The sequence below is a fragment of the Azospirillum brasilense genome, assembly GCF_003349955.1.
Taxonomy (GTDB): Bacteria; Pseudomonadota; Alphaproteobacteria; order Azospirillales; family Azospirillaceae; genus Azospirillum; species Azospirillum brasilense_B.
The window spans coordinates 42,799-61,686 of sequence record NZ_QLKQ01000035.1 but is presented as its reverse complement, the minus strand read 5'-3'; the positions used below and the strand labels follow the sequence as shown (position 1 = coordinate 61,686).

Below are 18,888 nucleotides of genomic sequence, written 5' to 3'. Positions count from 1 at the left end.
ACACTCGGCCTCTTGCCATAGGTACATAATAAAATCCCAGGTGGAGAAAACCGCGACAGCCTCCACACGCCAAGCGAGCTTAAATCGACTTAATCAACGAGGAGGGCAGTTAGCTTTGCCCGCACGGCCTCAAGCGCCGCCCGCTCGGCGGCGCCAATGCCCTCACGATTCTCCTCAAGCTTGGCGACCCCCTGAATCAAGCCCCTGACCGCGGCTCCGGCAGCGCGCTTCCTCAGCACAAGGCTCTCCGGTTCCTTGCGCTTCATCTCCTGACGCTGCTCGGTGATCGCCTTTGCCGTCGCACCCTTTTTGGCTAGGCCCCACAGTTTTCGCTGTCCCTCTTCGCTGGGTGCTGCTGCAACTTCTTCCAATGTCGTCTGCGGTACGCGGTCAGCGAGGGTCATGTATTCATCAAGCACGTCCTGCGGCAGAGTTAGGATACCGAGCGCCCGCGAGATCGCCGCGGGGGTTTTGCCGACCACCTCGGCCAGTTTGTCCTGGGTGTAGCCGTGCTTATTCCGGAGGCCGTCGAGGGATCGGGCCGTCTCAACGGCATTCAGGGATTTGCGCTGCAGATTGTCGACAAGCGCCAGTTCGTCGGGGTCCCCGGACAACACCCGTGCGAAGATCGTGGTCCGTCCCAGCAACTCGAAAGCCCGCAGGCGTCGTCCGCCGCCAACCAGGGCATAGCCGCTGTTGCCCCTGGAGGTGACCAAGATCGGGTACATCAGACCGTGCCGCTCGATAGACTGCCGCAGTTCTTCAAGGGAGGCATCGTCCTGTTGGGCGCGTGGTTGGTGCGTGTGACGGTCGATGCGGTCGATATCCAGTTCCAGCACCGAAGGGAAGTCGTCGGAAAGGCCGAACGCCTTTGGCGCCGGCGCGGTCACCTCGGCCGACGCGGTCAGGTCGGTGCGACGGGAGAGCTTACGCGACATGGGCCGTCATCTCCTTGGCGGCGGTGCGAGCGGCAGCGGCAATCTCTTCGAAGACGGCGCGCCCAGGAACGTTCTTGACGGCGGAAAGGGGAATCACACCCGACGCGGCCGCTTGAGAGAATACGGTTGCCCTTGGGATGGGGTCGAATATGCGGTAGCGATCGCCGTAGCCCCGGCGCAGGTCGTCCAGGGTCGCTTGATCTTGAGTCAGGCGCGCGGAGAAAAGCGTCGGGAGGATTCCAAGCATGCGCAAGCCGGGATTTCGACGGCGGCGCAGGTTCTCCAGCGAGCGCAGGACATTCCTCAGGCCAACAAGAGCCAATGCCTCGGTCTGGCACGGCACCAGAAGCAGATCCGACGCCTCGAGTGCGCTGACGGTAACAGCGCCCAGGTTCGGGGCCGTGTCGAGCACGATGAAGTCGTAGTGATTTCGAACTTCGCCGATGCGCTGCCGGAGGGGAGCCAGCTTTCCAAGAGCAAGCTCGACATCGGCGTCGGCCAAACTCATGAAGGCTGGAACGAGGTCGAGCCGCGGCTCAGGGGTTTGGATGATGTAGTCGGTGAAGGGCTTGTCATCCGCCAGTGCGTAGTACAAGGTGCGGCGTTCAGCCTCCATCTGGTCCATCTGGGTGGGCGAGTAGCCGAGATGTACCGTGGCGCTGCCCTGGCTGTCACAGTCGATCAGCAGAACCTTTGAACCTTGAGCGAGCAAGCAATAGGCCAAGCAAAGGGCCGACGTCGTCTTCGAAACTCCCCCTTTTGCCGACCCACACATCACCACCATGGCATGGCGTGGCCGGTCCGTGCTGCGTTCCGTTTCGACAGCGTCCACGACCGCCTTGGGAGTCCGCTCCGACCCGCTCTCCCAGCGCGAGATTTGGGCCCGGTCGTACTTGCGACCCAGGCTTTCGTTGAGCCACGACGCCAGTTCGGTCTGGCTCCACCCGCGCTCTTCGCGCAGTCCCTTGAGGCTTTCTCCGGCCATGATCGTGGGCTCTCCCTTCTGACTGTGCACTCGCATTCTTCGCCATGATCCTCAACAATGTCAACTTACTTTCGCCATCATTGCCTCAACAAGACGGAAGCCAAAATCCTTCTTCAGGTTGCAATAATTTGGCGAAAAATCTCCTTTTGCGTGCTTAAGTTAACTTAATTCCGAGCCGGCAGACTGCATGCCTCCGCCTTGCCGGATGCGACCAGATATCCAGACCATGCACTGGGTCGGGTCACCGTTGATTTCTTGACGATGCCAATGCTCGAACCGCCCTCCCCTTCCATGCTGAAATCCCCCTGACCACGCGGGACCTCCGCCGTGGAAGGCACGGCAGAGGCGGGAGAAAAGCAGCATGTTCGACCGGTATCGTGGGACGAGGCGGCGCACTGATCCCCTGAGCGGTCTGAACGACCAGCAGCGCGAGGCGGCCACGGCGTTGGACGGCGCGTTACTGGTGCTCGCCGGAGCCGGCACCGGCAAAACGAAAACCCTGACCGCCCGCATCGCCCATCTGATCGCGGAGCGGCGCGCACGCCCCTATCAGGTCCTGGCGCTGACCTTCACCAACGACGCCGCGGAAGTCATGAAGGACCGGCTGTCGGAGATGATCGGCGAGGAACGCGCGAGCCAGATCTGGGTCGGCACCTTTCATTCAATCGCCCGCCGCCTGCTGGCCGAACGCCCCTGGATCGCCTGCCTCGCCAAAGGGTTCGAGATCGCCGACGCCGCACAGTCGCGCAGGGCCGTCCGCATCGCGATGGAAGACGCCGGCATCGAAGGTCACGACGACCGCGACGCCGTGCAGGCCGCCGCGGCCGCCATCGCCACCATGAAGGACGAAGGGATCACGCCCGACGAGGCGTCCGTCGCCGGATGGATCGGAACGAAGTACGGGGGAGATGAGGTTCCGGAGGATGTCGCCACGGCCGCCCAGGTGTACGCGGCGTACCAGGCGATCCTGCGCGAGGACAATCTGGCGGACTTCGGCGATCTGCTGCTGTGGGTGGTCAAGGCGCTGGAGGGCGATGAAAGCTACCGGCGCGACGTCGCGGGCCGCTTCCGGTACATCCACATCGACGAGTACCAGGACACCAACGTCCAGCAGGCGCTGTTCGTTCATTTGCTCGGGCGGGATCACCGCAACGTCTGCGCCGTCGGCGACGATTCCCAGTCGCTGTACGCGTGGCGTGGGGCCGACGTCGGCAACATCCTGGGCTTCCCCGACCAATGGACGCCCTGCCGCATGGTGCGGCTGGAGATCAACTACCGCTCGACACCGGTCATCCTCGCCTGCGCCAACGCCGTGATCGCCAACAACAAGCGCCGCTTCGCCAAGACCTTGCGGCCGGACCCCACCCGCCGCGATGGCGGCCCCCCGGTCCGTGTGGTCGGCGCCGAGTCACTTGAGGACGCCGCGGACTGGCTTGCCGACGACATCCGCCTGAGGCGGGCCGAGTGCGACGACGAACCCGGAACGCTGGTGCTGTACCGGGCGAACTGGTTGAGCCGGGTCGTCGAGGAGGCCTTGATCGATGCGGACCTCCCCTACACCGTCGTCGGGGATGTCGGGTTCTGGGGCCGTCTCGAGGTCCGCGACGCCCTCGCCTATCTGGCGCTCGCCGTGAATCCCGCCGACGCGGACGCCTGGGAGCGCATCGCGAATTTTCCGCCCCGCGGACTCGGCGACGTCGCCATGGAGCGCATCCGCGCCGCAGCCGGCGCCGGCAATCTGGTGGAGGCTGGGCGTCGCCTTGCCGACGCCGGGATGCTGCGGGGCGTCCAGGCGTCCGGCGCCCGCGCCCTCGCCGACGCCATGGCCGGGTGGCGGGACACGGCCTCCTCCGGCGGCTTCGCCGACCGCCTTCAAGGCCTTCTCGACGCCGCCGGCTACGAGGAACACTGGCGGGCCGCCGACGATCCGCGCGCGGACGAGCGCCTCGACAACGTGGCGGAGCTGCTGCAGGTGGCCAGGGAGGTCGGCAGTGCCGCCGCGCTGCACGACCGGGCGGAACGGGCGGCCCAGGCCGAACGCGACGACGCGCCGGTGCGGCTGATGACCGTGCACGCCGCCAAGGGGCTCGAAGACGACGAGGCCTATCTCTTCGGTGTCGACGAGGGCATCTTTCCGTCGGCCCACGCCATCCGCGCCGAAATGCACGATGGCGGCCGCGGCATCGAGGAGGAACGGAACGGCATGTATGTCGGCATGACCCGTCCGCACGAACGCCTGACGGTCGTCCATACCTCGACGGCCCCGAGCCGCTTCATCGACGAGATCCCCGAACAGGAGACGCTCCGCATCGAGGGACGGAGCTGGAGTCGGATGCGCCGGCGACGCCCGTCGGCCGACGCGCTCGCCGCGGCCCGGACCCTGGCCCGGACCCGGCGCCGGAGCATTCCGGCGGCAGCGCTGAATGACGCGGCGTTGCTCGCCGCCTGGACCTGCGAGGCGAATTCGGCGGCACCGGCGGAGCCCTGACGACCTCCCGGCCGGGGCTCATCGGTGCATCGAAGGGCGTGCTCCGAGCCGGGACGCCTGGAGTGTTGTCGCGCGCCGGCGCGTTGACGCACGACCGTGCCCGGTCTATATAAGTGGAGACCTCTGATTTCATGGAAACATGAACGGAAGTCTCCAGCTCAAGGCGCGCCGAGGCCTCGGTCAACTACGCCCGGCGCGCCGCCTGCTGACCTCCCCACCGTCAGTTCGACAGGCGCTTCAGCCCTGCCCGGTCCAGTGCCGCGGCGATGAGATCGTCGGGCGACCGTGGATGCGGGCCGATCGCCGCCATGAGGGATATCCGATCCCCGGCGGCGAGAGTGCAGACCTGTACGGATTTGCTGTCCCAGCGGCGCTCGGTCTCCTCGTCCGGCACGATCGTGCCTTCCGCCATCAGCACGATGGCTTGGCAGGAGGTGAGGCGGTTGGCGGTTTCCGGGGAACCGTCGATCGTCTTCAAAAGCTGCTTGAGCAGAATGTCGACTCCGAGGACGGGCGAGAGGCATGCGACGTCCGCCGCTCCCGTCCACCGGTCGCCGCGATCGATCCACGGACCAGGCCGCGTCCAGGCCAGAATGACGGCGATGCCCGATCCCCCGAGCGCAACGAAGCCGCGGTTCGATCCGTCGTAGCTGTTGAGTTCCCACACCGCGGTGTTGCAGGCCTGCAGCCCTTCCAGAAAGGGCTCCATCCATTCCGGATCGTCGCAGGGAACGTCGGTGGCCAAGGCTGGCCGCTTGCCCTGCGCCTCGCAGATCCGGTCATGCTCCATCTGGGCGGCGGCCGATACGGCGACCACGGCGGTCATGGTCGCCTGGAGCTCGGGATCGACCCGGGCGATGGCGTCCCGCAGCTCGTCACGGCGCCGTTCGTCCGGGACCAGATCGAGGATCGCCGCCAGCTCGGCCACCGACAAGGGAGCCTCGAGATCGGGCGGCCGGTACTCGTCCGCGGGTGCGGGCGGCGGAGCCGGTGGCCGTGGTGCCGCTGGAGACCGTTGCGGAGCGCCGTGGGACGCCGGATGGGCCGGGACGGAGGCCATCGCCGGCGCCGGCGGCAGAGGCGGCATCACCTTGTCCTCGCTCCGGACAGCCTGGACCGGCGGAGCGGGCAGGGCGGTCCCGAGACCGGCGAAGGGGGAGGGGAGGCCGTCGTCCGCCGGCGCCGGAGCTTCGTCGGCGTGATGCCGCCGGGCCCGCCGGTCGAGCCAGTGATCCAGCAAACGCGCGAAGACGGTCGGCAAGGGCAGAGCGACAAGGGTCGCCCAACACCACAGCAGAAGGGCAGGCCAGCTCAGCAGGAACAGGATCTGCGCCGGGGTGTGGAAACGGGCACCGGCGAGGAAGGCGGCCCACACATAGGCATAGTGGCCGGTGTTCAGGACGTCGAAGCCGCAGCCGATCCACAGCGCCGTTTTGAACGGCCATACCGTCAGCACGAGCCAGAGGAACCAGCCGACCAGGCGCGAGCTTCCGGTCACGGAGCGACACCACAGGACGCCCGGGCGAGAGCCCGAAGCTCGTCCGGGCCATGCAGATGGAAGGCGACCCGAAGGACGCAATGGTCACCCTCGGGATCGAGACGCCAACCGCGCCGCGCAAATGCGTACAGGCAGCCGCGATCGCCGGCGAGGAGCGCCAGGGCCTGCAGCGACGGCCGGTCCGGCATCAGCGGGTTGACGATGCGGGGAATTCCGGCGGCCGCCGAGCGCCATGCCGCGGACGAGATCCGGCCACCGTCCGGCAGTGTTCCCGATGGGCCACCGGGCTGTCCCGCCAGAAGACCGTCGAGGTCACGGGCCGCGCCCGCGAGAACGCAGGCGACGACCTGCCTACGGATCTGCCGCCGCCGGCTCCACATCAGCACCCAGAGCACACCGGTCAGCAGCGTTGCCACCGTAAGACGGCTTTCCGGCATTCGCTGTCCCTTTCCGCAGGCTCGAAACCGAAGGTCAAGGAACGGTACGATCGACCGTTTCCACAAGTCGAGCACCTGCACGATGGCCGAGCGGAAGACCAATGCTCCCTTCCTCATTCTGCCCGTGCTGGCCTTCGCCGCCGGCCTGATCCTGCTCAACGGGGTCCTGGAGCCATCCTGGATCGCGTTCTGGATGATCATTCCGGCCATTCTTGCCGTCGTCGCCGCTTCCGGACTGGCCATGGCATCGGGCTCCGGCGCGCCCGTCGACGACAGCATCCCGGCCGATGATGCGGTGGAACGTGCGATTCCATCGCCGGTGCCCGGGCCGAAGTCATCCGGTTCCTCCCAACGTCTGGTCCGGCGAGGGCGTGTCCTCCAACGGGCGGGATTGTGTCTCGCCGGATTCGGGCTTCTGTGGGGCGGCAGCCTTGGCGGTTGCGCGATTCTGTTGGCCCTGCTGGCGGGCATCCTGCACGAGGCCACCGTGCGCCGGCCGCTGCGCCGGCTCGCCAAGCGAAAGGCATCCGGGCGTTCGCAATTCCCGGCCTCCTAACACAAGAGCCGCTGTCCGGCGTCGACCGCCGGTTCCGCCGACCGTCGACCGGCCATGCCGAACAACGAGGCGAGCGGATTCAGGTCTTCCGACCGTTTCAGGTACATGCCGGCGAGCATCTGCGCGCGCGATGTTCGGATCTCATGCGCCGGACGATCGCCGGCGACCAGCGCACACAGCGCCGCCCGGACTTCGCCGTGCCGGTCCACCGCCCGACTCCACGAGACGTCCGACAGCCCCAGGCGCAGGGCGGCGATTCGCCCGACGATCCGAAGATCGTCCAGATCGGCGGATTCCGGCCCGGACTTCCCGGTCCGATACTGTGCGAACACGCTGGCGAAGGTGGGGCTGACGGAAGCGAGCAGGCGTCCGTTCCAGCGTGGAGGAGGCATGGCCGGCTTCTGCGATTCCGGAGCGAACGGGAACAGGTCCGGTGACGCTCCGTCGTTCCCGTCACCCTTCTCCCACCTGGAGTTATCCACAGACCTGGACGCTACATCACCCGCATAGCCATACAGAATACCATCCTGCGGATGGTCTAAGCTTGTAGTGTTATGTGTCTCGTTGCTGGGATGCGCGCATATTGTTTTCTCGTCCAAAGCCTTGGAAACGATGGCTTCGGCAAGCGCTCTGGACCTCGTCTCGACCATCCGGATTTCGGTGTCGATCGCCGCGAGGCGGCCAAGATGCTCGGACTGCCCCTCCTCGTCGACCCTCGCATCGCGGCGCAGGATCATCCTGGCCTCGGCGATCAGCGCGTCCGCGTGCCGTGCGTTGGCGGACAGCTCGACGCACTCCGGCTCATCAGGTCCGGCGCCGGCGGCGGATGCAGCATCCTCGTGCTGGCGGGCCAGATCGGCCCGGCAACGGATGCCGGCGACGATGCTGCGCATCGCCCGGCCGCGCTCGGCCTGGTGCCGGGCGACCTCGACCATGCGTCGATGGAGATCGGCCAGGGGGGACAGGTCGAGCCCGTACAGCTCGACGATCCGGCCCGTACTGTCGCGAACGGGCTGACGCCGGTTGCCGGGACCGAGCTCCAGCTTCAGCGCGGAGGCCGCGCGCAGCCAGGCAAGGTGACGGTTCACCGTGGCGATCGACAGACCGGTGGCCTGGGCGATCCTCGCGTTGCCCGGCCAGACGACGGGGCGGCGGCCAGGGCGCCAGTCCTCGAGCCTGGTGTGATCGAGCAGGAAGGCCAGCGTATCGAGAGCGCAGCGGGGGAAGGGCAGATGACGTCCCGCGGCGCGGAGCGGTTCCAGCAATTGCTTTGGATGGGACAGCGAAGCTGGAAGCCCGCCGAACGAGGCGGCGGCGGCGGAGGCGCGGTAGTCGCCCGCACCGAAGCGCGCCCGGCCGGGAGGGGGCTTTCGGACGAAGAAGGATTCTTGCATGCACAACTCTCCCGTGGCGGAACCTTGTCCCGCGATCGGTGGAGCGCTCGGGCACAGAAGCAGCGTTACCGGAACCGTAAGATTCCAGTTGACGGGCACAAATGGCTGGTGCAGTGTCTAGAGGCTGATTTCCTGACACTGCTGCCGGTCATGTGTTCATGTCGGCTCGTCCAAGCCCAGGCTCTCCGGAAGGGGGGGCTTGGGCTTAGTCGTTTCTCGTGCGCGTTCGATTGGCCGTTGACATGTCCTGTCCGATGGCGTGATCGGGCCTGCTGAAGACGCGCGCATGAATCGTCATGCAGACGCGCTGGAGGCGCGACCGTAATCTAAGGGGAGTTTGCGATCGACGAGCAGAGCCGTGGCGGGCGAATGTCAGCACCGCGTGAAACGACGAAGTTTCCGAACTGCCGGAAACCCTCGAAAGCTTCTGAATGGGTTGCTCGGAGAGAAGTGCGACTACACAGTCATTTGGGTTCTCCAGCCATTGCAGCTTCTGGTGACGGTCATCACCCGAATGCAACTATGGACTGGAGTGCCCACACAGCGCAAGCGTAAGAGTCTATCCCACCATCACCGCCTGGAATCCGCATGATCGGTTTCCCAGTTCAAGCGGAAAGCGCAGCCTGTCCCCCACTCGACAACGCCGTCCGCTCGCGCAGAAACAATGTTTTCCATCGCGGGCTCGCTGATTGATCATGCTCTTTTTCCTCGAATCATCCGGGCATTTCAAAGTCTCGAACCAGTGCAACCGAATCAACGCAATCGAAGGGTTAGAAACCCTCGTCGGAGCGTGGGCGCTGGGGGACCGCTCCGACCAGGGGTCACTCGCCTCGTCCCCCATTTGGCCCCTGCACCTCATAGCGGAGGCACCTAAACGCGCCACCACCACCATGCGCCTCTTGATCGATGCCAAGGCACGGAATCACCGCAGGCCGGCCAGGACGCGGACGGGAGCGGCGCCATCCTGAGCGATGGACCCGGCGGACGAATTCGCTTCGGCGGCGGCGATCCGGACGCGCAGATCTGTGTAGCCGGATTGAACGGCGTTGGCGGCGAAGGTGATGGCGGCGACGGCGGCCAGAACGGCAATCGACTTCATGGTCAATCCTTTCGATTTGAGCGGCTGAGTGGCGGCTGACTGTCCCGGTGCATCCTGTTGTGCGACGCCGGGCGCCCTGTCTGACATCAAAGATGTGCCACACCCCCCGCCATTACAAGACCTTTTTTCGCATACCACAAATAAATTGTTCGCCAATATTTTAAATAAGCGGCCTCCGTATTTGCCAATTGATGATATACACATACGGCATGACAGTTAATTACATGAACTATTATATTGGTCCGCCGTTCATCATCATGACATGACGACGCATATCCTTCCGTCACGATGTATCGACATATCATGCCAACCATTTCGCAGTGGCCCGGCGGTTCGGCGGCTTTTTTGGGGGGAGAATGGCGAATACATGAGGCCACAACGAATGCCGGCGAATGGACGGACAAGGACCGTGACGTGGCTTATGATCAGAGGCCGACTCCGCGTTGCCGGGGCCGGGCGGCAACCGGAAAAGCGACGTCGGCACCCTGCCGGCACCCTTCGGGCACCGACCTGGGGCACCACCGCCTCCGGCACCCTCCGGGCACCGGAGGCGACTGCGGCTATGGTTGGGCCTCAAACCTGCGCTGCCGGTGCCCGGAGGGTGCCGGCAAGCTGACAGGGAACGCCAAATGCTTGCGGCACCGAACGCAGCGTCCTGCCGGCGCCCTTCGGAACACCGGCAGGACGCGCCATAGGAAATCCGGACGCCCTCGGCACCCTTCGGGCGCCTGCGGGCATTCCTGGGCACCCTCCGGGCACCCAGGGACGGTGCGGGCCGCTGTCACCAAACAGGCAAGGCATGCGCCGCTGACGCCCAACGGGTGACGGCGGTGCGTGAAACGACTGAGGAGCGGCATGCGTCGCCATGGCCGGTATCGCCGACAGGAACGCGCGCCGCCGATCATGCGCTGCCGGTGCCCGGAGGGTGCCGGCAGGAAGGATGAACGTCGGAATGGGCGTGCAACGCCGGCGCACCAGCAGACGCTTTTACCACCCCCTTGCAGCACCCATCGGGCGCCGCGCCGGGGGAACCGTCCCCGCCTCCGGCACCCTTTGGGCACCGGTGGCGGGGGCATTGAAGGCGGAGGCAGGCCGACGGCACCGAAGGCACCGTCGGCCTGTCGGAGCATGCGTGGCCGATGGTCCGTCAGGGACCGTGCGTCGGCGCCCCATCGGCACGCCCGGGCACCACCACGAGGTGTTGGGCCAAGGCGTGGAACGCAACCCGATGGATCGGGGACGCTATCGCCGCGGGGTCGATGCTCTCCGGTCTCCGGGCCGTCATGATGACGGGTCCGGCAAAGCGCTCCACCTCGTTGGCCAAAGCAGCGGATCTGAGCAGATTCCCGTAGCCGGCCGGATAATCCGGCCGAAGCAGCAGAAGATCAGCCGCCTCCACCAGCAGCAATGCGCCGATCCGTTCGGCGCGGTCGATGAACGTCCGGAGATCCTGGTCGCGGAGCGTCCGCACCTGAGACGGCCCCAGTTCCACGACAGGCAGGCCATGACGGTGGGCCAGGGCGCGCGCGCAGGTGCTCTTTCCGCTGCCGGCCGGACCGAGGAAGAGACAACGAGCAGAGCCGTGAAGCCATCGACGGCTCTCGAACCAGGGCTCGACCGCAGGCACCGTCCGCCAGCGGCTCTCGGACAGTTTGTCCGGCAGGGGCCGCTGGGGGAGGGAGGCGGGATCGTGGAGCGCCAGCAGCCGTTCGGCACGCCCGAACAGCGACACGGCTTCCTCGTCGGCCCGGAGTTTGCGCCATTCCATCGGCGAATGCCGGATATCGCTGAACTGACGGCCGAGATCGCCGAACGCCAACCGGTCCATCGACGTCGCCGCCCCGGCGCCGATCAGATCGCCCAGGCGGATGATTTCGGCGGCGAGATCGAGACTGGAGCGGCAATCCGCAAGGTCACCCATGCACGGCGGCTCGGCTGCGGCGCCGGAAGAATGCAGCGTCATCCTGCGGGGATCTCCTGGCCATTGGACGCGGGACGCCGAAACGGCAGCGCCCCCTCGCCCCGATCATGCCGATGGCCCGGCCGGCCGGTCGAGCACGCCCATGAACGCCGTCGGCGACCTCGACCCGATGCCGCTACCGGGGCCGGCCGTTCGTGGAGGCTCGAATTGACGGATTACCACCCGGTACCGTCGTGTGGAGCACACGCACGACGGAGACTCACAGGGCATGACCGACGGACTTCTCACCGAGGAGGAGGCACACACCGCCATCGCGGAGGACATTCTCGGCGCTGTCGAGCGCAACGCCGCCGGGGAGTGGGTCATGCCTTGGGCCGGCTTTTCCGCCCGCCCGACCAACGCGTTCTCCGGCCGCCCCTTCAAGGGACAGAACACGCTCGCTCTGTGGGCGGCTGCGCGACGGAACGGCTATACGGCTCACCTCTGGGCGTCCCCAGAGGCATGGGAGCGGAACGGCGGCGCCATCCGGACCGGCGCAACCGGCACCCTCATCCTGGTCCCGATCTTCGATGAGGAGGCTCCGGCGGCGGCCTGGACCCGTGAGACGCCGGGCATCGCCAAAAAGCTTGGTCCCATCGGTGGGGATGCCCTGGGCGGGCGGCTCCGTCCGATGATCGGCTTCGAACGCCAGCGGTGGTTCAACGTTCACCAGGTCGATGGTGTGCCGATCGCGCCGCCGGCGGTGCCGTCACCAACACAAGCCGCCCTGAAGCTGGAGGATGCGCTGCTGTCCTGGCAGCCTCTGCCGGACGATCCCATCGGCGGCCCCGCCCTCATCGAGGGGGGAGTCCGGGCGTTCTGGAACCCGGCGACCGACCGGGTCAACATGCCGCCGAAGGCCGCCTTCCAACCGCGCGGCGGGCTGAGCGGCTACGAATATTACGTGCTGACTTTCGCCCATGAATGCACGCACGCCACCGGGTCGGCATCCCGCCTACGCCGCGACACGCTGCTCAACTACGGCAAGGGCAACAACCGTCCGAAGGAGGAGCTGGTGGCGGAGATCGGCGCGGCCTTCCTCTGCGCACAATTCGGCCTGCCGGCCCAACTTCTTTCCCACAACACGGCCTACATCGCGAGCTGGATGCAGCATCTCGGGACCCGCGGCAAACGGAAGAGCTTCTTCTGGGCGGTGGGGCAGGCGGAAAACGCCTGCGCCTACATCCTCCGCCGTGCCGGCGGCGGCGGCCATCGGCCTTTGGCCACCGCGGGAGCGTGACGGATGGAGAACGGAATCCACAGTCGGGAACGCAGCACCTTGCCGCCCGCCTTCCTTCAGTTGGCCGCCCAGGTGACGACAACGGTCTTGCGCAGCCACCCCGGACCGGAGATCGGCGCCTCGCCTGACAGCCGGATCGTCCGGCTGACCCACGGTCCTCGGGCGCTTCCACCGCCGCCGCCGGCCGCTTGCGAGGGCGGAATGGCTCTCCACCTCGTCGACGTCGTTCTGCGAATGAACGGCGAGGACGCGCTCTACGGGATCGCCAATCTCGGCTGGCACAGATCCGCCCAGGACGTCCTCGACAGTGCCGTGGAGCATCTCCTCCAGAGCCTGCCCGTCCGGTTCACCGGACTGGACGATCCGGTCGTGCAGCGGCGCATCGTCGGGCGGATCGATCTCTGCGACTGCTGCTACGGGACCGGGCGTCACCCCGTGTTCCAGCCGGACCGGCCGCCGGAGGCGTGCCTGCTGTGTTCGGGGACCGGCGAGAAGATCATGCCCGACGACGTCTGGCGCTCGTTCCTGCGCAGCATGAGGCATGGGCACCATGATCCGGTCGAGTCAGACGCGCCCGCGCCGGTGCTCGAATGGCCGGGATGAGGAGCGGCATGCTGGTCGGCATGCGTTTTCCGACAGCGGAGTTGTGCTCATGACCGTCGCTACCCTTCCCATCGGACAGGCTTCACCGGTGTTGGCCGGCTTCTTCACCGGCCTTCCGCCTTCGGTCGAGACGGCGGCCCGTGCCGCCCATGCCCGCACCTACGCATCCGGCCGCACCCTCGGAATGGATGAGGCCCATTGAAGGATCAAGGCCGGGCCTTTCCCGCTCCCCTGCAAGCCTCCCTCTCCGGCAGGGCCATGGGGCGCTGATGGCAGTTGACGCCATCGGGCGGTGATGGCATAATGCGCCATCATGAAGGCCGACCTTCTCATCCGTGAGCGCGTGCCCTTCCCCGACGGCGACTTGGCCGAACTGGTGGTGTGGCGCCTCCCCGAACCAGTGCCGCCGACCACCCACGGCTTCAAGTACCGGCTGGTCTACGTGTCCGGTGGCAAGCGGCTGATCGGCTACGACAACGAGCGCGGCAAGGGCGACCACCGCCACACCAGCGACGGGCACGAGGAGCCTATTACCTTCACGACGGTGGACGCGCTGCTGGAGCGCTTCGTGAGCGAGGTTGAAGAGTTCAGGAGGAACAACCGATGAAGAAGACGATCATCGTGGGCGGTACTCTGCGCGACGCCGCCGCCCGCGTCGCCGAGGCGTGGCACCGCGCCGAGCGTGGTGAGCCGGTCGAGCCGCAGGACACCATCACCTTTCAAAACTGGTCGGCGCTCGCCGCGGTGATGACCGAGCGGCGCTACGAGTTGCTGCGCCATCTGCACGACCAGTCGGCGCCGTCCATCCGTGCACTCGCCCGCGACCTCGGCCGCGACTTCAAACGCGTCCACGAGGACGTGAGCGCCTTGGAAAGCATTGGGCTGATCGAGCGCGACATCGCCGGCAACCTGTGCGTCGGCTACGAGGCCATCCACACCACCATCGCCGTCGCCCCGCGCGCCGCCTGACCGCCAATCGACGTCGGTCTTGCCACTTTGGCGCAGGCTACCGTCAACACCGCACCAACCGGCGCATAGACGAAGTTGTTTGCTGCGAATCGACATAGCACTTCCCTGGTCAGGCCGAACCAGCGAATCGCAGGGCCAGGGCATGCGCTCCGGCGCACCGCTCAAGTGTATCCTCGATGCGGACGGGACGGGCAGAGATGGTGCCGATGCCGTCCAGATCGCCACCCGTTCCGAAGCCGGTGAGCATGCCCTGGGGCATCATGCTCACCAGTAAGGGACAGGCGCGTTCGGGAACCTCAAGGTACCAAATGCCGGTTGCCGCGTCGAAGCGTTGAGGGCCGCCCCACGGGTTGGCCAGCTCGACCGACCCGCCATTGTTCAGATGAACCGTGATCGCACCGTCCGGAGCCGTCTCGGCGCCGGCGACGTCGCCGCGCGACAGGGCGTAACCCACGGCCGTGGCCATGGACACGCCCGCCTGCGTGCGTGTCATCGCGCTTATGCCCTCGACGATCTTCTCGGTTTGCTGAAGGTGGTGGGCGCTGAGGAGGCCAATCGTGAGGAAGGCCCCAAACAATGCACTCATCCCCATGAGGCACAGAACGGTGACCAGCTTCGCGGCAGCATCCAGAACAGGTCGCGAGGTGCTGAAGCGCTTGAACATGCCGAACTCCGGTGCGGTGCGTCGAAGCTGCAGCGTAGGGCCCGTGAAATGGCCGCTTCGAGCACCCACACGAGAAGGCACTCATGAGTCCGCGATTTTGCGCCGGCCGAGGTGCTCGCCCATGGGCGGCGATCGCCTGACCAGGGCCTGCTCGGCCTGCTCGAGGAGACGTACCTGGTCGATCGTGACGTAGAAGGCCAGGGTGCGGATCAGCCCTTCGATGTGGCGGTCACCACCCCAGACGACGCCGCGGCGCCGGAGAAAATCGGCGCGAGCCGCGATCGACCCGAGGGTGCGGCCGGACCGGTCGAGCAGAAAAAGGGCGACGTCGACGGCGTCCGTCCGCCGAAACGCGACGTCGGCGATGCGGTCGCTGACCGCGTTGATCAGCGCTTCGGCGTCGAGGTCGATGCGATGATCATCCGGGCGGCCGTCGGGATGCACATGCTCCATCCGGACATGCCGCCGGCCTTGTGGGAGCAGACTCAGAGAAAGATCGTCCAGCTCGGCCTCGGCCTGCTCGGTTGGGTGGTCGGGCATCGCAGCATCCGTGAAGGGTTGCGGAAACAGTTGGGTGGTGTGCGGCTCGAACGATGGGCCGAGCGTCAACCCGCGATCCGCCGCGAATACCGGCGCTCGCGGCGCGGCCGGGAAGAGCGCTATTCTCACGTCATGATCTCCCGTCATCGCATGCTCTCCGCCCATCTCATCGCCGCGGTGTGCGTGACCGCCGCCGCGTTGCCCTTCTCCTCGCACGCGGGCGAACCGATCCGGCTCGTCCCGCGGGGAACTGCGGCGTCCGAGGACCCCGGAACGCAGATCGGCCGCTGCGCGCCCATTCCCTTCGCTCCCCGCTCTGCGGCCCTTGATGGACAAGCCGAGACCATCCTGCAAGCCTGCGCCGACGCCTTGCATGGAACGACGCTCGATCTCGTCGTGCAGGCCTGGGCCATACCCGTCCCGGACGCTCCGGAATACGCCGCCGGCCTCGCCGCTTCGCGGGCCGACGCGGTGAGGCGGTGGCTCACCAGCCACCGCGTGCCTCCGGCGCGCGTGACGGTCCGCGGGGAGGCCGGCGGCGTTCACCTCGCGCAGATCCGTTTGCGGCTGCCCGATCTGGACCGCGTGCGCCCCGGCCGCCGTTAGTTCTTTCATGCTCCCGGCGCTCCATTCCCGCGGGTGCCGTGGTACGCCGCTCTGAGACCCGCCGCGATACCGCGCGCACCGGCCGCTGCGCCGGCGCCGGCCAGCCCGACGAGACCACGCTGCGCGACAACGTCGGCCATCTGCTGACCGCCTTTGGGCAGAGCGTTCAGAATGGCGCCGCTCAAGCCGCCCGTCGCGACATTGCCGGCGCTGTCGAAAATCGAATTGCGCGCGCCGCCGCCGAACAATTTTCCGTGGGCCATTCCCCCCGCTTTCGCCGCACTGGCCTGTCCCGCGGCGGTCACCATGGCGGCGCTGGTGGCGGAGTCCGTAACGCCCGCGATGTTGCTCGCGATGCGCGGAGCCGCGAGGTGCAGCAGGACGGACACCAGCCCGACGATGAAGGTGTACCAGTATTCCGGATTGGTGACGTCGAGCAGCTTCTGCAGCGCCGCGGGGGAAGGATCGCCGAGCGACACATTTTGAAACTGCGCCTGCAGCATGGCCGATGTCGTGCCCATGGCCACCGCGGCGAACACGAGCGTAAAGCCGCCGCCCAGCATGAACTTCAACGCTCCCCAGAGGTAGGACCGCGTTGTTCCCCAGGGAAGCCCGACGACAAGCAGCGGTCCGATCGCCGTCACGGCGGCCGTGTAGAAGATCACCTGCACCATGAAGGCCATGAAGATGCCGAGGACGAAGCCGAACGGCGCAACGATCAGAAGCGTGAGGATGAGCCGAGGAAGTGCCGCGATGTCGTACCAGGCGCCCGGAGCCCCCGCCCGTATCAGCTTCAGCACGAGCGGAAAGACCGTGCCCTCGACCTCGCGCCACAGAGCCGTGTACCAGGCGCTGTCACCAACCGGCGGCACGCTCGCCGTTCCGCCGAAGGCCGACTGCGCGGTGCCCAGCACGTAGGCGGCCACGCCCATGAAGGTCTGCTCGCCCGCCGTCACGATGTTGTCGAGTATCCACTGCGGCGCCGAGAGGATGCCGACCATCGCCAGCAGCCAGCCGACGCGGCCGAGGAACGTTTCCAGGAAGCGCGGGATCTGGCTCGGCTGGAGAAAGATCTGAACGGCGAACAGATAAATCCACAGGAGGCCGAGCATGCGTCCGAAGCTGGACGCTGGGCCGACGAGGTTCTTGAAGCTCGCCTCACGGAACGTCCGGCTTGCCTTTTCGATGCGCTCGGTCAGGCCGCAGGCCATGCAGGACACGTCGGAACTCTGCGCCTGAGCCGTGTCGGGAAGCAGGATCACCAGCGCCACGAAAAAGGAGCAGGCGATGGCTGTGGCGAGGACCCGATCATCGTTTTTCATGTCTGGCTTCCTTCGTCCGTCGGTGACGGGCGTGGGTCGCGAATGCGGCGCACGGGCCGAATGATCCAGCGTTCGATGAAGGGCACGCGCAGCATGCCGCGGTCGACCGCGATGACGATGATGGTCAGCACCAGCAGCACGGCGAGCGTGATCGACGCCACGTCGAAGATCCACTGCGCCATCCGGGTCAGACGGAGAAAACCGTCGGCGGGATCGAAAGGCCGGGGAATGGTGGTCGCGTCCATGGCGCCGTCATCCCACCAGTTGCCGGGTGAGATCCGCCACCAGCTGCGCATCGCCGGCCCTTTTGGCCGCCGCGAGGCGGAGCAGCAGATCCGCGCTGATCCCGACATCCTCGCAGAGGGCCGCGGCCTGCAGGCGATGCGCGTCGCGCCGGCGGTCACGTTCGGCCTGCAGCTCGTCCATGGCCTTGCGCTGATCGTCGCGGGCCTGGCGCAACGTGTCGCGGAACTGCGCCAGCTCATCCGCGAGTTTCCGAACGCGGCGGCTGGTGCGGTAAACGGCACGCTCGCGCCCGTCGGCCGGTTCGTCGCCGTCGAGATCGATTCCCATCACCTCCTTGTCTGCGTCTTCCTCACGGTTCTTCGGTGGCCGGCCACGCCCCTGACGCGGCCGGTCCATGAGCGTGCCGCCGCTCGGACGATCGTCCTCCTGGCCCGTCTCGTCGCCGTTGTTCCGGATGTCCATATCGCGGATATCTCCTTGGTGCTGACCGATGCCCGGCCAGCCTACGGAGGTGTGCCCGGTGTTTTCGAGCACCGGCGGAACGCTGCGGCGGCGCATCATCGGTTGGCGTTGATCCATGCGCTCATTTCCGCCCGGTCGAGACCATCCGGCACGGACAGGCCGCGACGCTCTGCAATCCTGCGCGCAAAGTTCATCTGATCGGTGCTGGGCGGCTGCCCCGCCGCCGCCCCTTCCACCGAACCGCGCCGCCGCTCAACCGCGCCCCTTCGCTCCATCGCGTCGCCTTCATGCCGGCCCCCGGTGTGACGCCCGTTGCGCAGGGATTCCTCGCCATCGCCGCCGTCCAACGGTGTTGCCGAAAACCTCGCGGGAACTCCGGCGTGATCGGCACGAGTGTTCTCGTCCCCGAAGCCGGCGCCCAGCATGCGGCGCAGGCGGTCACGAAACTCGCGATCCTCCGGAGCGTTGCGCAGACGCCCGATCAGGTCCGCAAGCAAGGAGCGGTCATCCGGCCAAACCGCTCCTTCGAAACGCACAAGCCCGCCGGCTTTCATCCGTGTGCGGCATCGCCGGATGCGTGCGGCGTTCTTGGACAGAAGCCGATCGCCCATCACGCGCCAAACCTGTCGGGGCGTGGCCGACGGCGTCCGTCGAGCGCGTCGTCCCGGGGCACCCACCGCACTCCGGCGGTCATCGGCGCCGACCGTGTAATACGTGTCATGCAGAAGCGAAATCGCGGCATCGGCGCCCTCCTCGGTGAAACCCGGACAGGCTACGGACATGCGACCTCCGTGTTCGAGCACCGGCGGCGTCGAACCGCATGCCGCATGTCGGCGCCGAGCCGATGGCCACCCCCAACTCCCGGCGGAACACGCCGTGAC

At 66.8% G+C, this 18,888-nt stretch carries 21 protein-coding genes; 8 read left to right on the top strand and 13 right to left on the bottom strand.

The annotated features are described in order from the left end of the window. Window positions 1–89: 89 nt before the first annotated feature. Complete coding sequence (locus tag DXK32_RS16615) at window positions 90–938, bottom strand: ParB/RepB/Spo0J family partition protein (RefSeq protein ID WP_114859532.1); 849 nt, start codon at window positions 936–938, stop codon at window positions 90–92. Beyond that, window positions 928–1,923, bottom strand: coding sequence for an AAA family ATPase (locus DXK32_RS16610; protein ID WP_114859543.1), 996 nt, complete (start codon window positions 1,921–1,923; stop codon window positions 928–930). Before DXK32_RS16610 ends, DXK32_RS16615 begins: the two co-directional genes overlap by 11 nt. Window positions 1,924–2,284: 361 nt before the next feature. Between DXK32_RS16610 and DXK32_RS16605 the strand changes: the two genes are divergently transcribed. After that, window positions 2,285–4,411, top strand: a complete 2,127-nt coding sequence (locus DXK32_RS16605; RefSeq protein WP_114859531.1) for an ATP-dependent helicase — start codon at window positions 2,285–2,287, stop codon at window positions 4,409–4,411. Window positions 4,412–4,631: 220 nt separating this feature from the next. Here the strand turns inward: DXK32_RS16605 and DXK32_RS16600 are convergent, their stop codons facing one another. Then, window positions 4,632–5,909, bottom strand: a complete 1,278-nt coding sequence (locus tag DXK32_RS16600) for a hypothetical protein (protein ID WP_114859530.1) — start codon at window positions 5,907–5,909, stop codon at window positions 4,632–4,634. Then, on the bottom strand, window positions 5,906–6,448 hold the full coding sequence (locus tag DXK32_RS16595; RefSeq protein WP_162801213.1) for a hypothetical protein: 543 nt from the start codon (window positions 6,446–6,448) through the stop codon (window positions 5,906–5,908). The genes DXK32_RS16600 and DXK32_RS16595 overlap by 4 nt, the downstream gene beginning before the upstream one ends. On the opposite strand from DXK32_RS16595, the gene DXK32_RS16590 reads away from it, so the two are divergent. Continuing rightward, the gene (locus DXK32_RS16590; RefSeq protein WP_114859528.1) at window positions 6,429–6,902 is read left to right on the top strand and encodes a hypothetical protein; all 474 of its coding nucleotides are present in this window, start codon (window positions 6,429–6,431) and stop codon (window positions 6,900–6,902) included. The genes DXK32_RS16595 and DXK32_RS16590 overlap by 20 nt on opposite strands. Here the strand turns inward: DXK32_RS16590 and DXK32_RS16585 are convergent. The 3 genes from DXK32_RS16585 to DXK32_RS16575 form a co-directional block, all read right to left on the bottom strand. Beyond that, window positions 6,899–8,296: a helix-turn-helix domain-containing protein gene (locus tag DXK32_RS16585; protein WP_114859527.1), complete on the bottom strand. Its 1,398-nt coding sequence runs from the start codon at window positions 8,294–8,296 to the stop codon at window positions 6,899–6,901. The genes DXK32_RS16590 and DXK32_RS16585 overlap by 4 nt on opposite strands. Before the next feature lie 922 nt (window positions 8,297–9,218). Next, the gene (locus tag DXK32_RS32710) at window positions 9,219–9,395 is read right to left on the bottom strand and encodes a hypothetical protein (protein ID WP_205215737.1); all 177 of its coding nucleotides are present in this window, start codon (window positions 9,393–9,395) and stop codon (window positions 9,219–9,221) included. A gap of 1,147 nt (window positions 9,396–10,542) precedes the next feature. Next, window positions 10,543–11,358, bottom strand: a complete 816-nt coding sequence (locus tag DXK32_RS16575) for an AAA family ATPase (RefSeq protein ID WP_114859525.1) — start codon at window positions 11,356–11,358, stop codon at window positions 10,543–10,545. Between the two features lie 226 nt (window positions 11,359–11,584). Here DXK32_RS16575 and DXK32_RS16570 point away from each other — a divergent pair, with 226 nt between their 5' ends. The 5 genes from DXK32_RS16570 (at window position 11,585) to DXK32_RS16555 (ending at window position 14,167) form a co-directional block, all read left to right on the top strand. Next, on the top strand, window positions 11,585–12,595 hold the full coding sequence (locus DXK32_RS16570; RefSeq protein WP_114859524.1) for a zincin-like metallopeptidase domain-containing protein: 1,011 nt from the start codon (window positions 11,585–11,587) through the stop codon (window positions 12,593–12,595). 3 nt (window positions 12,596–12,598) lie between these two features. Further along, window positions 12,599–13,198 carry a hypothetical protein gene (locus tag DXK32_RS16565; protein ID WP_114859523.1) on the top strand — a complete coding sequence of 200 codons (600 nt, stop codon included), beginning with the start codon at window positions 12,599–12,601 and terminating at the stop codon, window positions 13,196–13,198. Window positions 13,199–13,247: 49 nt separating this feature from the next. Continuing rightward, window positions 13,248–13,400 carry a hypothetical protein gene (locus tag DXK32_RS32200; RefSeq protein ID WP_162801201.1) on the top strand — a complete coding sequence of 51 codons (153 nt, stop codon included), beginning with the start codon at window positions 13,248–13,250 and terminating at the stop codon, window positions 13,398–13,400. A gap of 111 nt (window positions 13,401–13,511) precedes the next feature. Then, on the top strand, window positions 13,512–13,805 hold the full coding sequence (locus DXK32_RS16560; protein ID WP_114859522.1) for a toxin-antitoxin system TumE family protein: 294 nt from the start codon (window positions 13,512–13,514) through the stop codon (window positions 13,803–13,805). After that, on the top strand, window positions 13,802–14,167 hold the full coding sequence (locus DXK32_RS16555) for a hypothetical protein (RefSeq protein WP_205215736.1): 366 nt from the start codon (window positions 13,802–13,804) through the stop codon (window positions 14,165–14,167). The genes DXK32_RS16560 and DXK32_RS16555 overlap by 4 nt, the downstream gene beginning before the upstream one ends. A 109-nt stretch (window positions 14,168–14,276) precedes the next feature. Here DXK32_RS16555 and DXK32_RS16550 read toward each other — a convergent pair whose 3' ends face one another. Together DXK32_RS16550 and DXK32_RS32705 are read right to left on the bottom strand one after the other, a co-directional pair. After that, window positions 14,277–14,831 carry a hypothetical protein gene (locus DXK32_RS16550; protein WP_114859521.1) on the bottom strand — a complete coding sequence of 185 codons (555 nt, stop codon included), beginning with the start codon at window positions 14,829–14,831 and terminating at the stop codon, window positions 14,277–14,279. Window positions 14,832–14,912: 81 nt separating this feature from the next. Further along, window positions 14,913–15,518 (bottom strand): hypothetical protein, encoded by a 606-nt coding sequence (locus DXK32_RS32705; RefSeq protein ID WP_205215739.1) that lies wholly within the window; start codon window positions 15,516–15,518, stop codon window positions 14,913–14,915. Between DXK32_RS32705 and DXK32_RS16540 the strand changes: the two genes are divergently transcribed. After that, window positions 15,504–15,977, top strand: a complete 474-nt coding sequence (locus DXK32_RS16540) for an OmpA family protein (RefSeq protein WP_247877195.1) — start codon at window positions 15,504–15,506, stop codon at window positions 15,975–15,977. The genes DXK32_RS32705 and DXK32_RS16540 overlap by 15 nt on opposite strands. 5 nt (window positions 15,978–15,982) lie before the next feature. On the opposite strand, the gene DXK32_RS16535 is transcribed toward DXK32_RS16540, so the two are convergent. Genes DXK32_RS16535 through DXK32_RS16520 form a run of 4 tightly spaced genes read right to left on the bottom strand, consistent with a single transcriptional unit; the run spans window position 15,983 to window position 18,789 of the window. Next, on the bottom strand, window positions 15,983–17,299 hold the full coding sequence (locus DXK32_RS16535; protein WP_114859519.1) for a type IV secretion system protein: 1,317 nt from the start codon (window positions 17,297–17,299) through the stop codon (window positions 15,983–15,985). Further along, on the bottom strand, window positions 17,296–17,544 hold the full coding sequence (locus tag DXK32_RS16530; RefSeq protein ID WP_114859518.1) for a hypothetical protein: 249 nt from the start codon (window positions 17,542–17,544) through the stop codon (window positions 17,296–17,298). Before DXK32_RS16530 ends, DXK32_RS16535 begins: the two co-directional genes overlap by 4 nt. A gap of 7 nt (window positions 17,545–17,551) precedes the next feature. Beyond that, window positions 17,552–18,124 (bottom strand): hypothetical protein, encoded by a 573-nt coding sequence (locus DXK32_RS16525; RefSeq protein WP_162801211.1) that lies wholly within the window; start codon window positions 18,122–18,124, stop codon window positions 17,552–17,554. Further along, window positions 18,103–18,789, bottom strand: coding sequence for a hypothetical protein (locus DXK32_RS16520; RefSeq protein WP_162801210.1), 687 nt, complete (start codon window positions 18,787–18,789; stop codon window positions 18,103–18,105). The genes DXK32_RS16525 and DXK32_RS16520 overlap by 22 nt, the downstream gene beginning before the upstream one ends. Window positions 18,790–18,888 lie beyond the last annotated feature (99 nt).

Bases quoted from the DNA above. Each gene is read 5' to 3' on its own strand.
- DXK32_RS16615 (WP_114859532.1), bottom strand. From the start codon at position 938: ATGTCGCGTAAGCTCTCCCGTCGCACCGACCTGACCGCGTCGGCCGAG.
- DXK32_RS16575 (WP_114859525.1), bottom strand. From the start codon at position 11,358: ATGACGCTGCATTCTTCCGGCGCCGCAGCCGAGCCGCCGTGCATGGGT.
- DXK32_RS16525 (WP_162801211.1), bottom strand. From the start codon at position 18,124: ATGGATCAACGCCAACCGATGATGCGCCGCCGCAGCGTTCCGCCGGTG.
- DXK32_RS32200 (WP_162801201.1), top strand. From the start codon at position 13,248: ATGACCGTCGCTACCCTTCCCATCGGACAGGCTTCACCGGTGTTGGCC.
- DXK32_RS16530 (WP_114859518.1), bottom strand. From the start codon at position 17,544: ATGGACGCGACCACCATTCCCCGGCCTTTCGATCCCGCCGACGGTTTT.
- DXK32_RS32705 (WP_205215739.1), bottom strand. From the start codon at position 15,518: ATGACGGGAGATCATGACGTGAGAATAGCGCTCTTCCCGGCCGCGCCG.
- DXK32_RS16605 (WP_114859531.1), top strand. From the start codon at position 2,285: ATGTTCGACCGGTATCGTGGGACGAGGCGGCGCACTGATCCCCTGAGC.
- DXK32_RS16540 (WP_247877195.1), top strand. From the start codon at position 15,504: ATGATCTCCCGTCATCGCATGCTCTCCGCCCATCTCATCGCCGCGGTG.
- DXK32_RS16590 (WP_114859528.1), top strand. From the start codon at position 6,429: ATGGCCGAGCGGAAGACCAATGCTCCCTTCCTCATTCTGCCCGTGCTG.
- DXK32_RS16585 (WP_114859527.1), bottom strand. From the start codon at position 8,296: ATGCAAGAATCCTTCTTCGTCCGAAAGCCCCCTCCCGGCCGGGCGCGC.
- DXK32_RS16555 (WP_205215736.1), top strand. From the start codon at position 13,802: ATGAAGAAGACGATCATCGTGGGCGGTACTCTGCGCGACGCCGCCGCC.
- DXK32_RS16610 (WP_114859543.1), bottom strand. From the start codon at position 1,923: ATGGCCGGAGAAAGCCTCAAGGGACTGCGCGAAGAGCGCGGGTGGAGC.
- DXK32_RS16520 (WP_162801210.1), bottom strand. From the start codon at position 18,789: ATGTCCGTAGCCTGTCCGGGTTTCACCGAGGAGGGCGCCGATGCCGCG.
- DXK32_RS16570 (WP_114859524.1), top strand. From the start codon at position 11,585: ATGACCGACGGACTTCTCACCGAGGAGGAGGCACACACCGCCATCGCG.
- DXK32_RS16560 (WP_114859522.1), top strand. From the start codon at position 13,512: ATGAAGGCCGACCTTCTCATCCGTGAGCGCGTGCCCTTCCCCGACGGC.
- DXK32_RS32710 (WP_205215737.1), bottom strand. From the start codon at position 9,395: ATGAAGTCGATTGCCGTTCTGGCCGCCGTCGCCGCCATCACCTTCGCC.
- DXK32_RS16550 (WP_114859521.1), bottom strand. From the start codon at position 14,831: ATGTTCAAGCGCTTCAGCACCTCGCGACCTGTTCTGGATGCTGCCGCG.
- DXK32_RS16535 (WP_114859519.1), bottom strand. From the start codon at position 17,299: ATGAAAAACGATGATCGGGTCCTCGCCACAGCCATCGCCTGCTCCTTT.
- DXK32_RS16565 (WP_114859523.1), top strand. From the start codon at position 12,599: ATGGAGAACGGAATCCACAGTCGGGAACGCAGCACCTTGCCGCCCGCC.